The 12,811-nt window shown below is 64.8% G+C and carries 13 protein-coding genes; 2 read left to right on the top strand and 11 right to left on the bottom strand.

The window, feature by feature from the left end; genetic code table 11:
- Window positions 1-13 precede the first annotated feature (13 nt).
- Window positions 14-1,243, bottom strand: a complete 1,230-nt coding sequence (hemA, locus tag CV770_RS38680; protein ID WP_104466056.1) for a 5-aminolevulinate synthase — start codon at window positions 1,241-1,243, stop codon at window positions 14-16.
- 342 nt (window positions 1,244-1,585) lie between these two features.
- On the opposite strand from hemA, the gene aroQ reads away from it, so the two are divergent.
- The gene (gene aroQ, locus CV770_RS38675) at window positions 1,586-2,017 is read left to right on the top strand and encodes a type II 3-dehydroquinate dehydratase (protein ID WP_091960086.1); all 432 of its coding nucleotides are present in this window, start codon (window positions 1,586-1,588) and stop codon (window positions 2,015-2,017) included.
- 34 nt (window positions 2,018-2,051) lie between these two features.
- Here the strand turns inward: aroQ and CV770_RS38670 are convergent, their stop codons facing one another.
- From CV770_RS38670 to CV770_RS38655, 4 genes are all read right to left on the bottom strand, one after another.
- Window positions 2,052-3,113 carry an MBL fold metallo-hydrolase gene (locus tag CV770_RS38670; protein WP_104466054.1) on the bottom strand — a complete coding sequence of 354 codons (1,062 nt, stop codon included), beginning with the start codon at window positions 3,111-3,113 and terminating at the stop codon, window positions 2,052-2,054.
- Between the two features lie 233 nt (window positions 3,114-3,346).
- Window positions 3,347-5,497: a methyl-accepting chemotaxis protein gene (locus tag CV770_RS38665; protein WP_091960095.1), complete on the bottom strand. Its 2,151-nt coding sequence runs from the start codon at window positions 5,495-5,497 to the stop codon at window positions 3,347-3,349.
- A gap of 163 nt (window positions 5,498-5,660) precedes the next feature.
- Window positions 5,661-6,386, bottom strand: coding sequence for an outer membrane protein (locus CV770_RS38660; protein ID WP_104466055.1), 726 nt, complete (start codon window positions 6,384-6,386; stop codon window positions 5,661-5,663).
- Window positions 6,387-6,610: 224 nt separating this feature from the next.
- Window positions 6,611-6,931 carry a hypothetical protein gene (locus tag CV770_RS38655; protein ID WP_104466053.1) on the bottom strand — a complete coding sequence of 107 codons (321 nt, stop codon included), beginning with the start codon at window positions 6,929-6,931 and terminating at the stop codon, window positions 6,611-6,613.
- Window positions 6,932-7,141: 210 nt separating this feature from the next.
- On the opposite strand from CV770_RS38655, the gene CV770_RS38650 reads away from it, so the two are divergent.
- A complete protein-coding gene (locus tag CV770_RS38650) occupies window positions 7,142-7,426 on the top strand; it encodes a hypothetical protein (RefSeq protein WP_028139867.1) in 285 nt (94 codons plus the stop codon).
- Window positions 7,427-7,441: 15 nt separating this feature from the next.
- Here the strand turns inward: CV770_RS38650 and CV770_RS38645 are convergent, their stop codons facing one another.
- The 6 genes from CV770_RS38645 to CV770_RS38625 form a co-directional block, all read right to left on the bottom strand.
- Window positions 7,442-8,380 (bottom strand): AEC family transporter, encoded by a 939-nt coding sequence (locus tag CV770_RS38645; RefSeq protein ID WP_104466052.1) that lies wholly within the window; start codon window positions 8,378-8,380, stop codon window positions 7,442-7,444.
- A 162-nt stretch (window positions 8,381-8,542) separates the two neighbouring features.
- Window positions 8,543-8,752 (bottom strand): hypothetical protein, encoded by a 210-nt coding sequence (locus CV770_RS38640; protein ID WP_091960106.1) that lies wholly within the window; start codon window positions 8,750-8,752, stop codon window positions 8,543-8,545.
- Window positions 8,749-8,925 (bottom strand): hypothetical protein, encoded by a 177-nt coding sequence (locus tag CV770_RS42975; RefSeq protein ID WP_201760227.1) that lies wholly within the window; start codon window positions 8,923-8,925, stop codon window positions 8,749-8,751. Before CV770_RS42975 ends, CV770_RS38640 begins: the two co-directional genes overlap by 4 nt.
- Window positions 8,926-9,300: 375 nt before the next feature.
- Entirely contained in the window at window positions 9,301-10,920 is a 1,620-nt protein-coding gene (locus tag CV770_RS38635) for an ABC transporter ATP-binding protein (protein WP_201760226.1), read from the bottom strand.
- Between the two features lie 2 nt (window positions 10,921-10,922).
- The gene (locus tag CV770_RS38630; RefSeq protein ID WP_028139871.1) at window positions 10,923-11,762 is read right to left on the bottom strand and encodes an ABC transporter permease; all 840 of its coding nucleotides are present in this window, start codon (window positions 11,760-11,762) and stop codon (window positions 10,923-10,925) included.
- Complete coding sequence (locus tag CV770_RS38625) at window positions 11,759-12,730, bottom strand: ABC transporter permease (RefSeq protein ID WP_104466050.1); 972 nt, start codon at window positions 12,728-12,730, stop codon at window positions 11,759-11,761. Before CV770_RS38625 ends, CV770_RS38630 begins: the two co-directional genes overlap by 4 nt.
- Window positions 12,731-12,811: the final 81 nt, after the last annotated feature.

Raw genomic sequence — 12,811 nt, 5'->3', positions numbered from 1 at the left:
GGGTAAGACAGGCCTACTCCGCCGCGAGCGACTTCTCGCGCAGCGGCAGGCCGAGACGGTCCCACACTTGCAGCAGGGCTTCGGCGAGCTGATCGATCAGGCCGTCGTCGTGATAGGGCGAGGGCGTGATGCGCAGCCGCTCGCTGCCCTTGGCGACCGTCGGATAGTTGATCGGCTGGATGTAGATGCCGTGCTCCTCGAGCAGCAGGTCGGACGCCTGCTTGCACTTCTCGGGATCGCCGACGAACAGCGGCACGATGTGGGTGTCGCTCGACATCACCGGCAGGCCGGCGGCGTTGAGGATCGCCTTGACGCGGGCGGCACGGTCCTGGTGGCGCTCGCGCTCCCAGTTCGAGGTCTTCAGATGCTTGATCGCGGCGGTCGCGGCCGAGCAGATCGCCGGCGGCAGCGCGGTGGTGAAGATGAAGCCCGGCGCATAGGAGCGCACGGCGTCGATGATCTGGCCGTTGGCGGCGATGTAGCCGCCGAGGCAACCGAATGCTTTCGCCAGCGTGCCTTCGAGGATGTCGATGCGATGCATGACGCCGTCACGCTCGGCGATGCCGCCGCCGCGCGGGCCGTACATGCCGACCGCGTGGACTTCGTCGACATAGGTCATCGCATCGTACTTCTCGGCGAGATCGCAGATCTTGGCGAGCGGGGCGACGTCGCCGTCCATGGAATAGAGGCTCTCGCAGACAATCAGCTTCGGCCGGTTCGGGCCGGCCGTTTTCAATAGCTCCTCGAGATGCGCAAGATCGTTGTGGCGGAACACGACCCGCTCGCAGCCGGACTGGCGGATGCCCTCGATCATCGAATTGTGGTTGAGCTCGTCCGACAGGATCAGGCAGTTCGGAATGAGTTTTGCGATGGTCGGAATGCCGGTCTGGTTCGAGACATAGCCCGAGGTGAACAGCAGCGCGGCTTCCTTGCCGTGGAGATCGGCGAGCTCGGCCTCGAGCTGGACCAGTGGATGATGCGTGCCGGCGATGTTGCGGGTGCCGCCGGCACCGGTGCCGACGCGCGTCGCAGTCTCGACCATGGCGCCGACCACTTTCGGATGCTGGCCCATGCCGAGGTAATCGTTGGAGCACCAGATCACGACGTCGCGCTTGCCCTTGGGCGAGTGCCAGACCGCGTGGGGGAATCGGCCGGCCGTGCGCTCCAGGTCCGCGAACACGCGGTAGCGCCGCTCGGAATGGAGACGATCGAGGGCGGTATCGAAGAACTGGTTGTAATCCATCGGCAAAACCTGCAACGGAACCCGGCCACGGCGGCCGCTCATTTTTAGAGCTTTTCCAGCTCCAATGTCCATGCGCCCGCACACATTTGTGACGAGGCGCGCGGGTCCATTTGATAGCGGCGTCTCGCCGGCGATAGTTGATGTGGATCAAACGCCTAACACTGGTCCGCCCGCGGGGACCGAGGGACTTGGGAAAGCCAGGGACCGTTGCGGCCGGCTTGGACATTTTGTCCATGGGGCGCGCTCCGTCCATGATTGCTGAGCCGGTCGCGCCGATGTCGTAGCCTTTGCCTTGGCGAGGCGCGGATCGGCTCGCCAGCAGCTCATGCGAAAGGACGCCCGATGAAGCGAGTCATGATTCTGAACGGTCCCAACCTCAATATGCTCGGCATTCGCGAGCCGCACATCTACGGCACGACGACGCTCGCAGAGGTCAACGCGAGCTGCGAGGCGGCTGCCGCAACGCTCGGGCTCAAGCTCGCCTTCCACCAATCCAACCACGAAGGCGTGCTGGTCGACTTGATCCAGTCGGCGCGGCAGGACGCGGATGCAATCATCATCAATCCGGCCGGCTTTTCCTTCACATCGGTCGCGATCATGGACGCGATCAAGACGTTCGAAGGGCCGGTGCTGGAAGTCCACATCTCCAACATCCACGCCCGCGACGAATATCACCGCCACTCCAAGATCTCGTTCGTGGCGACCGGTGTGATCTGCGGGCTCGGCCCGTTCGGCTACATCGCGGCGCTGCACGCGATCGCGAATATGAAGTGAGATGCCGCCACAAGCCCAGCCATGACGAAGTGACTCACGTCGTCCTGAACTGCAGCACGCCGTCCTTCGTCTCGGCCGTCAGCCGGCCCTCGACGATCATGTAGTTGACGTGGGCGACGAGCTCGCCGGCGGCAAAGCCCATCTGGTGTTCGTCCAGCACGTGCTTGTTGAACACGACGGGCACCAAGGCGCGCGAGGTCTGCGGCACCTCGCGGCAGGCTTCCGCGATCAGGCGGCAGCGCTCTTCATGGTGATCGGCGAGCTGCTTGATGCGGGTCTTCAGTCCGTAGAACGGCACGCCGTGGCCGGGCAGCACCAGAACGTCATAGGGCAGCGTCGTGGTGAGGCTGGCGAGCGAGGCCAGATATTCGCCGAGCGAGTTCTGGTCGGGCTCGACCGCCCAGACGCTGACATTGGGCGAGATCTTGCTCAGCACCTGGTCGGCGGAGAGGAACAGCTTGTCGTCGGCGCAATACAGCATGACCTGGTCGAGCGCGTGGCCGCCGCCGGTGATCACCTTGAAGCGGCGCGTGCCGATCACGACGTCCTCGCCATGGGAGATGCGGCGGTAGGAGGGCGGCAGCACCGAAACGCGCTTGAGATAATCCTGGCCGCGGCCGAGCAGCTTTTCAGTGAGCGACTCGTCCATGCCATGGCGACGGAAGAACAGCCGCTGCGCCTCCTGCCGCTCCGCGGTGCCGCGGTTTTGGTGATAGACCGATTGCAGATATTCGACCTGCGACATCACCAGCGGGCAGTTGAACCGCTCGACGACCCAGCCTGCGAGTCCGACATGGTCGGGGTGGGAGTGGGTGACGATCAGACGCGTGATGTGGACGCCCTTCAGCGGTCCGTCGAACAGTTTCGTCCAGGCCTCGATCGTCTCCTCATTGCCGAAGCCGGTATCCACCATCGCATAGCCGTCGCCGTCGGCGAGCAGGTAGATGTTCACGTGGTTGAGGCGGAACGGCAGCTTCAGCCGCGCCCACAACACGCCGGGCCTGACCTCCACGACCTCGTCGTGACCGGGGTGCTGTTCCCAGGGGTAGCGCAGGGCTTCGGCTGAGGACTGTGCGGTGTCGGTTTTCGGGTTCATGCATTATCGGTACCCGCACATACGGCGGGACGCCAGCCGAAAAAGGACCGTCCGCGGTCTCCGCATGGCGGTCATACCGGGCGGCGTTTTTCCGCGTCCCGGTCGTGACCGTAAAAAACGTCGTCATTCCGGGGCGCGCGGAGCGCGAACTCAGGTGCGCTGTTGCGCACCCGAGAATCTGGAGATTGTTGCGAGATTCCGGGTTCGCCTCTTCGAGGCGCCCCGGAATGACGTCAGGCCGCCCGCATGTTGTTGAGGAATGCGTCGATCTCTCCGCGCAGCATGTCGGCTTCGCGCCGGAGCGCGTCGGAGGCGCCCAGCACTTCGTTTGCCGCGGCGCCGGCTTCGGCCGAGGCGGTGGAGACGCCGACGATGTTGCTGGAGACTTCGCTGGTGCCGCCGGCGGCATGCTGGATGTTGCGCGCGATCTCGCGGGTGGCGGCGCCCTGCTCCTCGACTGCGGCCGCGATCGTCGTGGTCACATTGTCGATCTCGCCGATGATCCGGCCGATGCCCTGGATGGCGCCGACCGCCGATGTCGTGATCTCCTGCATGCTGGCGATCTGGGTGCGGATTTCCTCCGTGGCCTTGGCGGTCTGGCTCGCGAGGCTCTTCACCTCGGAGGCAACCACCGCAAAGCCGCGGCCGGCCTCGCCCGCACGCGCCGCCTCGATGGTGGCGTTGAGCGCGAGCAGATTGGTCTGCGAGGCAATGGTCTGGATCAGGTCGACGACGACGCTGATGCGGCTCGCGCTGTCGGCAAGGCTCTGCACCGTGGTGTCGGTGGCGCCGGCCTCGTCGACCGCCTTCTTGGCGATCGCGGCCGAGGTCACGACCTGCTTGCTGATCTCCTCGATCGAGGACGACAGCTGCTCGGTGCCTGACGACACGGTCTGCACGTTGACCGAGGTCTCCTCGGCGGCGGAGGCGACCGCGTTGACCAGCGCGTTGGACTGGTCGGCTGTGGTCGACATGCTCTGCGCGGTCGATTGCATCGAATTGGCCGACTGCGCCAGATTGTCGAGCGCGGAGCGCACGGTGCTTTCGAATTCGGCGATCTTCGCTTCCATGCGCGCGGCCCGCTCGGCCTTGGCGATACGGTCCTTGTCCTGCTCGCCGGCGAGCGCCCGGGCTTCGATCATGCTGTCGCGGAACACGGTCAGCGTTTCCTTCATCACGCCGATCTCGTCGTTCTGCCGGGAGCGGACGATCTCGGTGTCGAGGTCGCCGGCCGACAGCAGCTGCATGGCGCGCTGAAGCTCACGGATGCGGCGCAGGATGTTGCGGCCGACATAGAGCCAGACGAACAGCGCCGAGCCGACCAGCATCAAGCAGCCGAGCGCCAGCATCACGGTGGTCGCGAGCGAGGTCTCCTGCTGCGCCTGCGAGGTCGAGGCGTTGGTCTCTTTCTGCACGCCGTCGACGAGCTGTTGCACGCTGATGCCGAGGCCGACATTGAGCTTGCGGGTCTCGTCCAGGATGGTCTGGCCGTAGTCGACGGAATCGAGCTCCTTCTCACGCAGGTTGAACACGCCCGTCTTGCCGGTGCCGAGCGCGAGCAGCTTCTCCGCCGTCTCGCGCAGCATCTTGTTGCCCTGATTGTCCGGCAACAGATCGAGGTTCGACCGCAGGCGTCCCTGTGCCGTCTTGAATTCCTTCTGGATGTCGTCGAGCTTGTCGCTGGTGTTCGCCGACAGTGCCGCACTCATGTTGGCGGCTGCGAGATTGCCGCTGGCGACGACGTTGCCGAGCTGGCCGACGGTCTGCGCGGCATCGTTGGCATCTGCGGCGGACAGGTCGGCCGAGCCGAGAATGGCGTTGACCCGGGTCTGCGCGTCGAGCATCGCCGGACTGGCCGCGCCGACGAAGGCGCCCTGCGCGCTGCGCAGCGCGTCATATTGCTTGTCATGGAGGGCGGCGATATCGAGCCGCTCGCGGGCGGCCTTGGCGAGGCTTTGCGCCGCCTCGTTGATGCTCTTCATCGTCTCGCTGAGTCCGGAGACGACGGCCTTGTCGCCGCCGAGCCCGATGATCTCGGTGAGCTTCTGCTGCGTCTGCTCCTGCAGCTCCTTGAGCTTCTTGGTGCGCTCGTTCAGAGCTTCCTCGCTTTGAGCCGCGAGCAGGGCTGGTCCCTGTGCCGCAAGGCTCGCGCTCAGGGCCGACAATTGCAGGCTGGCGGTGAGGCGCGGAATGTCCCGCCTGCTCAGCTCGGTCATCCGTCCGCCGAGATTCTGCAGCGCCAAGCCGGCGCCGGCTGCGATCACGAGGCCCATGCCGGCGACCACTGCAAAGGCCGCGAACAGGCTGCCGCGCACGCCCCAGGTCGGCAGTTTGAAGCGAGGCAGAAAACGGCCCAAACGGCCAAGCCCCAGACGGATCGCCATCGAAAATTCCCCCAGCTCTTGCTTATCTTTGTGGCCGGCAGTATCCGCACGGCGGGTTAAAAATTCGCAATCTCCGCAAACGGTTGCGCCTGTTCCGCAGAGCGAAAAAAGAAGGGCCGGCGAAATCGCCGGCCCTTCCGTCTGGTAAGGTTGTGGTAACCAATTAGTAGCGCGCGACGGCCGGGCTTGCCCAGTTGAAGCGGTAGTTGACGCCCGCCTTGATGGTGTGGTCGTCGGTGGTGAAGCTGCCGGTGCCCGCCAGCGGGCCGCCGGTGAAGCTCGAGTCGCCGAAATTGTAGTACTGGTACTCGGCCTTGGCCGACCAGTTCGGGGCGAACATGTATTCGAGGCCGGCGCCGACGGTATAGCCGTTGCGGTGATCGCCGGTGATGACGAACGCGGTCGGCACGCCGCCGACGGTCACCTTCTCGTTGTTGTCCGAATAGGCGTAGCCGCCCTTCACATAGATGAGGCCGGGGCCCCAGGTGTAGCCGACGCGGCCGGTGATCGAGCCGAGGCCACGCTGGTCGTTGGTGTAGGCGATGCCGCCCGGAAACACGGCACCGACGCTGCCGGAGAGCCAGGAATACTGGCCTTCGACGCCGACCACGAAGTTCGGGTGGAACTGCCAGTCCCCACCGACCTGCACGCCGCCGAGGAAGCGGCCGTTGCCGTTGTTGCCGGTGGAAAGGCCGTTGAAATTGTTGTCGCTGGAGAACGCGCCGCCGACATGGCCGCCGATGTAGAAACCGGTCCAGTTGTAGATCGGCGCGGCATAGGCCGGCGCGGGCGACTTGTAATAGTTGCGGTTGCCGAGATCGGCACCGACGGCCGGTGCAGCAGCGCCCACCACGAGCAGCGCAACGGTCGCAAACAGAATCTTCTTCATCGTCTTGAACTCCGACACTTAAGGTCCCCGGCAGGCGCGCTTTCCGCGCCGCGTTGGTTTTGCAGATAGCTTCCTTTTGACGAAAATGCTGTCACATGCATGGCACAGCGCGACCCAACCTAACTTATTGGGCTGCAATTGATTTTCGTGCTTAATGCCGGCTTAAGAAGTGGTGAAGGAAGGCTTAACTTCGCAGCCCTTCGGTAACCTCTGGGCGTCCTTCGTTAACCAAGACGCCGTCGCGCCTCATCGCGCATCTGCTCGCGGAACGCCGCGCGCTTTGCGGGGCGGTCCTCCTCGCGCACGTCATGTCGATCGAAGATGTCGAATTTCTCCAGGATCGGATAGCGCTCGCTCGCCATCGCAAGCACGCGCAGCACCTTGGTCGCCTCCGGCGTAGGGCCGCTCACCTCCCAGCGCCGGATGGTGTCGCCGCCGCCTTTCTCCGGCAATCCGCAGAGCTTTGCCATATCGGCCGCCGTGAGCTTCCGCTCGAGGACATCGGATAGGTCGGCGCGGAGTTGCTTCAGTTCGGGCCCGGTCATGTCGCCTCAATACGCGAAATCGCTGAGGGCAATGCACTAGCGCTGATTCGGGTCCATCCGAAGGCGGGCATGATCCGTCCGAAGCGGAGGTGACGAACGCATTGCTTCGGCACATTCGCCAGCACACGGAGTTATGAACTTGTGCCTATGGACATCGTCCGCTCAATGAACACATGGCACAAGGGGCCCCTAGCGATCGAGGGATCAGCCATGACAAGCATTAAACTCGCCATTGCCGCGCTCATCACGACCGGGCTGCTTGCCGCGCCCTTTGCGGCGGAAGCGAAGAAGGCGCGGTCGAGCCGACACTACAGCACGGGCGTGGTAGCCCCGACCTATGGCGGCGCCGGAGCGCCGGCAGCGCAGCCGCGGGCGTCCTACGGCTCGTCCGGCCAGACGGTCGGAACGGTCACCGCACCGTCGGTCGGATCTTACAATTGGCCCTCGGTCGGCGTGACCAATTCGGCGCCCACCTGGAGCAACACCACGAGATAAGTGCGGCCGTGCGGGTTAGCGCGTGCCGGTCGCCAGACCCGAGAGAAGGTATAGCGCGACCAGCAATGTCGCTACCGACAGCATCGTCGTGACCGAGACCGTGGCCGCGACCAGTTTCTCCTCGACCTTGTGCTCGTGCGCCAGCACGTACACCGTCTTCGCCGTGGGCACGGCGGCGCATATCACGGCGGCGACGGTGTAGAGCGCGTTGAGGCCGGTGACCACACAAAGTCCGTAGACGATCAGCGGCATGATCACGAGCTTCACGAGCGCGAGCGCGAACGTTGCCTTCAGGTTGGAGCGCAGGCCCTCGACCGACAGGCCGAGCCCGATGGCAAACAGTGCGCAGGGCGTGAGCGCGGCGGCGATCATGTTGAGATAGGCCGCGACCGGCGCCGGGATCGGCAGGCCCGTGATCGCCCAGACGAGACCGATAAACGTCGACAGCACCATCGGATTGAGCAGGATCTGCTTCGCGAGGCCGGCGGACTGCGCGGACGATCCGCGCGCGTCCCTTTCCAGCAGGATGACCGTGATCGGAAACATCACGGCCGCGACGAATACCGTCGCGACCGCAGCAGGCAGGACGGCGGGTTGGCCGTAGATCGCGTGCAGGATCGGCAGCGCCACGAAGCCGGTATTGGTCATCGCCGCCGCCATGCCATGAATCGTGCTGCTGGCGAGATCATGCTTTCCGCCGGCGCGGATCACCAGGAAGACCAGCGCAAAGCAGACGAGGGAGCCGCCGCCGAACGCGAGCAGGAAACGCCATTCCAGCAGATTACGCGCGGGCTCCTGCGCGATGGTGACGATCAATAGCGCAGGCATTGCCACGTTGTAGGCGAAATGCACCAGCGCGTCGGAGAGCGAGCGGGAGAGATAGCCGAGCTCGCCGGCCAGCCAGCCGGTGACGATGATCGCGAATACGGGAAGAACGAGGCTCGCGACTTCCATCCGGATTCCCCCCTTGCTGCCAATGGCTGCAACGAGAGGTTACCCCGGCAATGGAGTGTCGTCACGGCTTTGGTCGAGCCGTGGTCCCTGGGTCAAGCGTTCCCTTCAGTCAAGGCCGTCATGGCCGGGCGCGGCGCGCCGATCGAACGCGGCCGTCAGACGCTAGATGCCCCGGCCGGCCTGTTGACCGATCACGCAGCGCCACGCAGCCAGTCGCTCCGCTGGATGCTGGGTCATCCAGTCGGCGAGCTGCGGCGCGCCCATCAGGCAGGACTGCACCGAAACCTGTGCGAAATCCGAGGTGGTGACGACCTGCTCGTGACAATTGGTCGGGGAGGCAAGGCTGCAAAGCACGGCGATGATCTTGATCACGACAGGTTACCCCCGTCGCGGCCGATATAGGTACGGCCCATCGCGGCCTTATCCCGGCCTTCGCTGGCCGGGTCGGTCGGCGGGAAGATACTGTCGTAGATGGCGCGCGCCTCCTGAATGAGACGTGCTCGCTCGCGCTCGGACTTTGAGACAAATCGAATGACTTCGCCCATGTTGGCTCCGAATATCAGTTGGCAGATCCCGTCATCAGATGACGCCTATCATTTCATCGTCATCTATGACGCCGTCTTCGGCTTTGAAGCGGTGTCGCCGATCACGAAGGAGTAAAAAGCGCGTGAGCGCACTCCGGAATCCCAACCTCTCCCATGCCTTTGATGCGCCGGGTTGAGAGACCGCTCACCAGCTCACATCCGTTGCGGGGCTTCGGGAGCCGCGCGAGCGAATGCTGGTGTCGACTTGCTCCTTGCGCTCATCGGCAAGGAAATTTTCGTCAAGAAAATTCTCATGGACCGAATATGTTTCACCTCGGGCCGTGTGCAAGTTTTTGGAACCATCCGGGAATCCGGCGACTCGATGCGATCGATCCGTCACGCCGCCGGCGCGCGCTCTTTCCGTCCCGGCACGGCTGCCAGCAGCTCGCGCGTATAGGCATGCTCCGGCGCAGCGAACAGCTGCGCGGTCGGCTTCAGCTCGACGATGGCGCCGCGCTGCATCACCGCGATGCGGTCGCAGATCTGGGCGGCGACGCGTAGATCGTGGGTGATGAACAGCATCGAGAGGCCGAGGCGTGTCTTGAGGTCTTCCAGCAGCCGCAAGACTTGCGCCTGCACGGAGACGTCGAGCGCGGAGACGGCCTCATCCGCGACGATGATCTCGGGCTCGAGCGCCAGAGCGCGCGCAATGCCGATGCGCTGGCGCTGGCCGCCGGAGAATTCATGCGGATAGCGCTCGAGCGCGCCGGCATCCAGGCCCACCATCTTGAGGAGATCGCGGGCGCGGTCGAACGCCGCTTTCGGATCAAGGCCGGCCGCGATCGGGCCGTCGGCGATGATGTGGCTGATCTTGCGGCGCGGATTGAGCGAGGCGAACGGATCCTGAAAGATCATCTGGATGCGATGGCGCTCGGCGCGCAGCGCCTTGCCTGAGAGCTGGGTGAGATCGGTCTCGCCGATCCGCACCGTGCCGCGGTCGGCCTCGATCAGCCGCATCACCAGGCGCGCCACCGACGATTTGCCGGAGCCGGATTCGCCGACGAGGCCGAGCGTCTCGCCCCTGAGGATGTTGAAATTGACCGCGCGCGCGGCATCGACGCGGCGGTCTTCGCGAAACCAGCCGCCCGAGGTGACATAGGTCTTGTCCAGCCCGATCACCTCGACCGCCCTGGCCTGATCGTCGAGCGGCTCGCGCGCCGGCGGGTCCATCGAGGGTACGGCGGCGAGCAGCGCCTTGGTGTAGTCGTGCTGCGGCGCGTTGAAGACGGTCGCGGCCGGGCCTTCCTCCACCACCTTGCCGTGACGGAGCACGACGACCTGGTCGGCGATGTCGGCGACCACGCCGAAATCGTGGGTGATGAACATCACCGCCATGTTGCGATTGCGCTGGAGGTTACGGATCAGCTTGAGGATCTGCGCCTGCGTGGTGACGTCGAGCGCGGTGGTCGGCTCGTCCGCGACCAGCACGGCCGGCTCGAGCGCGAGCGCCATCGCGATCATGGCGCGCTGGCGCTGGCCGCCGGAGAGCTGGTGCGGATAGGCACGGACGATACGCTCGGGGTCGGGCAGGCCGACTTCGCGCGCTAGCGACAAGGCCTTGGCGCGCCGCTCCTTCGGCGTCAGCAGGCCGTGGGCCTCGAACATCTCGGCCATCTGGTCGCCGATCCGCATCAAGGGATTGAGCGCGGTCATCGGCTCCTGAAAGATCATCGCAAGGCGCCGGCCGCGCAGATCGCGCCAGCCGTCGTCGTCGAGCTTGAGCAGGTCGCGGCCTTCGAACTGGATCTCGCCTGAGGTGACCGACACCGTATCAGGCAACAGGCCCATCAGCGCATGTGCGCACATCGACTTGCCGGAGCCGGATTCGCCGACGACGCAGACGATTCTGCCGGGTCGAAGATCGAGCGAGACGCCGTCGACGGCGAAAGGACGCTCGGCGCCTTTGGGCAGGGCGATCCGCAAATTCTTGATGGAGACGGCGGGCGGTGCGGTCATTGTCAGCGTCCCTCCCGCGACAGGCGCGGATTGAGCGCGTCGTTGAGGCCTTCGCCGATCAAATTGAGCCCGAGCACCGAGATCAGGATGGCGACACCGGGAAACACGGTGATCCACCAGGCCTGGCGGATCACGGTGCGGCCGGCGCCGACCATGTAGCCCCAGGAGATCAGATTGGGGTCGCCGAGGCCGAGGAACGACAGCGAGGATTCCAAGAGGATCGCGGTCGCCACCATCAGCGAGGCCAGCACGATCACGGGCGACAGTGCGTTCGGCAGGATCTCGCGCATAATGATCCAGGTGTTGCTTTGGCCGGTGACCACGGCCGCCTGGACATATTCGCGCGTGCGCAGCGACAGCACCTCGCCGCGCACGAGGCGGGCGACCGGCGGCCAGCTCACCAGCGCGATCGAGGTCACGATCGAGTAGATCGAGGGCTGCAGGATCGCGACCAGCACGATCGCGAGCGCGAAGCTCGGAATGGTCTGGAAGAACTCGGTGAAGCGCATCAGGGCGTCATCGACCCTGCCGCCGAAATAGCCGGCCATGGCGCCGATGGGAACGCCGACGATCAGCGCGACCAGCGTGGAGACGAGGCCGACAAGCAGCGAGACGCGCGCGCCAAAAATCATACCGGCGAACACGTCGCGGCCGAGCGCGTCGGTGCCGAGCGGCACGGCGGAGAGCGTAAACGGCGGCAGGAACGGCCGCTGCACCATGCGCCATGGCGAGTTCGGGAACAGCATCGGTCCGAACAATGCGACCGAGATCGCCAGGACCAGGATGATGAGCCCGATGACGCCGCTCGGGCTACGCAGCATCGATTTCCAGAACTGTTTCATGAGGCGAATTCGATGCGCGGGTCGACCAGGCGATAGACCAGATCGGTGATGAGGTTGAAGATCAGGACCATGGCGGAGCAGATCACGAAGACGCCGAGCAGCAGATTGTAGTCCCGCTGCAACAGCGCGTCGTACATCAGGCGCCCGATCCCGGGCCAGGCGAACACGGTCTCGGTGATGACGGCGCCGCCGATCAGTGTGCCGGAATGCACGCCAGCCAGCGTCACGACCGGCAGCAGCGCGTTGCGCAGCACGTGGCGGCGCTGGATCACGGCGTCGGAGAGGCCCTTGGCGCGCGCGGTCTTGACGAAGTCGAGCCGCTTCACCTCCAGCATCGAGGCGCGCGTCATGCGGGTATAGGTCGCCATGAAGAACAGGCCGAGCGTCATCGCCGGCATGATCAGGTGTTTTGCGACGTCGACCGCGTGGGAGAAGCCGGTCAGATTGGCGCCGACCGTCTCGTAACCAAAACTCGGCAGCCAATCCATGGTGACCGAGAACAGCAGGATGCCCATCAACGCCACCCAGAAGATCGGCATGGCGTAGAAGATCAGTGCGAAGACGGTGATGGCGGTATCGAGTAAGGTCCCGGCAAAGCGCGCGGCGAAGGTACCGAAGAGAATGCCGAGCGCGAGCGAGATCGCGAATGCGGTCAGCGTCAACAGCAGCGTCGCAGGCAGCCGTTCGCCGATCAGCTTTGCGACCGGCGCCTGCTGGCGGAAGGAGAAGCCGAGGTCGAGGGTGACGACGCCTTTGACATAGATGAAGAGTTGTTCCGGCAACGGCTTGTCGAGGCCGAACTTCTCCCTGAGCTGATTGACGAAGATCTGATCACTGGCCCCGGCCTCGCCCGCCATCACCACCGCGGGGTCGCCGGGCGCAAGCCGGATCAGGAAGAAATTGAGGACGACGATCGCAAGCAGGACGATCACGCCCTTCAGGACACGCTGAGCGATAAAGGAGAGCATACTTAGAGCGACGCTTGTTTGACGAGAGGGTCGCCGCAGCGACGGTGCGCTCCCTCTCCCGCTTGCGGGGGAGGGTAGGGG

The organism is Bradyrhizobium sp. AC87j1 (genome assembly GCF_002936975.1).
GTDB classification, from domain to species: Bacteria; Pseudomonadota; Alphaproteobacteria; order Rhizobiales; family Xanthobacteraceae; genus Bradyrhizobium; species Bradyrhizobium shewense.
The sequence above is the reverse complement of the archived record's forward strand: the minus strand, read 5'-3'. Positions and strand labels throughout refer to the sequence as shown.

Bases quoted from the DNA above. Each gene is read 5' to 3' on its own strand.
- hemA (WP_104466056.1), bottom strand. From the start codon at position 1,243: ATGGATTACAACCAGTTCTTCGATACCGCCCTCGATCGTCTCCATTCC.
- aroQ (WP_091960086.1), top strand. From the start codon at position 1,586: ATGAAGCGAGTCATGATTCTGAACGGTCCCAACCTCAATATGCTCGGC.
- CV770_RS38670 (WP_104466054.1), bottom strand. From the start codon at position 3,113: ATGAACCCGAAAACCGACACCGCACAGTCCTCAGCCGAAGCCCTGCGC.
- CV770_RS38665 (WP_091960095.1), bottom strand. From the start codon at position 5,497: ATGGCGATCCGTCTGGGGCTTGGCCGTTTGGGCCGTTTTCTGCCTCGC.
- CV770_RS38660 (WP_104466055.1), bottom strand. From the start codon at position 6,386: ATGAAGAAGATTCTGTTTGCGACCGTTGCGCTGCTCGTGGTGGGCGCT.
- CV770_RS38655 (WP_104466053.1), bottom strand. From the start codon at position 6,931: ATGACCGGGCCCGAACTGAAGCAACTCCGCGCCGACCTATCCGATGTC.
- CV770_RS38650 (WP_028139867.1), top strand. From the start codon at position 7,142: ATGACAAGCATTAAACTCGCCATTGCCGCGCTCATCACGACCGGGCTG.
- CV770_RS38645 (WP_104466052.1), bottom strand. From the start codon at position 8,380: ATGGAAGTCGCGAGCCTCGTTCTTCCCGTATTCGCGATCATCGTCACC.
- CV770_RS42975 (WP_201760227.1), bottom strand. From the start codon at position 8,925: ATGGGCGAAGTCATTCGATTTGTCTCAAAGTCCGAGCGCGAGCGAGCA.
- CV770_RS38635 (WP_201760226.1), bottom strand. From the start codon at position 10,920: ATGACCGCACCGCCCGCCGTCTCCATCAAGAATTTGCGGATCGCCCTG.
- CV770_RS38630 (WP_028139871.1), bottom strand. From the start codon at position 11,762: ATGAAACAGTTCTGGAAATCGATGCTGCGTAGCCCGAGCGGCGTCATC.
- CV770_RS38625 (WP_104466050.1), bottom strand. From the start codon at position 12,730: ATGCTCTCCTTTATCGCTCAGCGTGTCCTGAAGGGCGTGATCGTCCTG.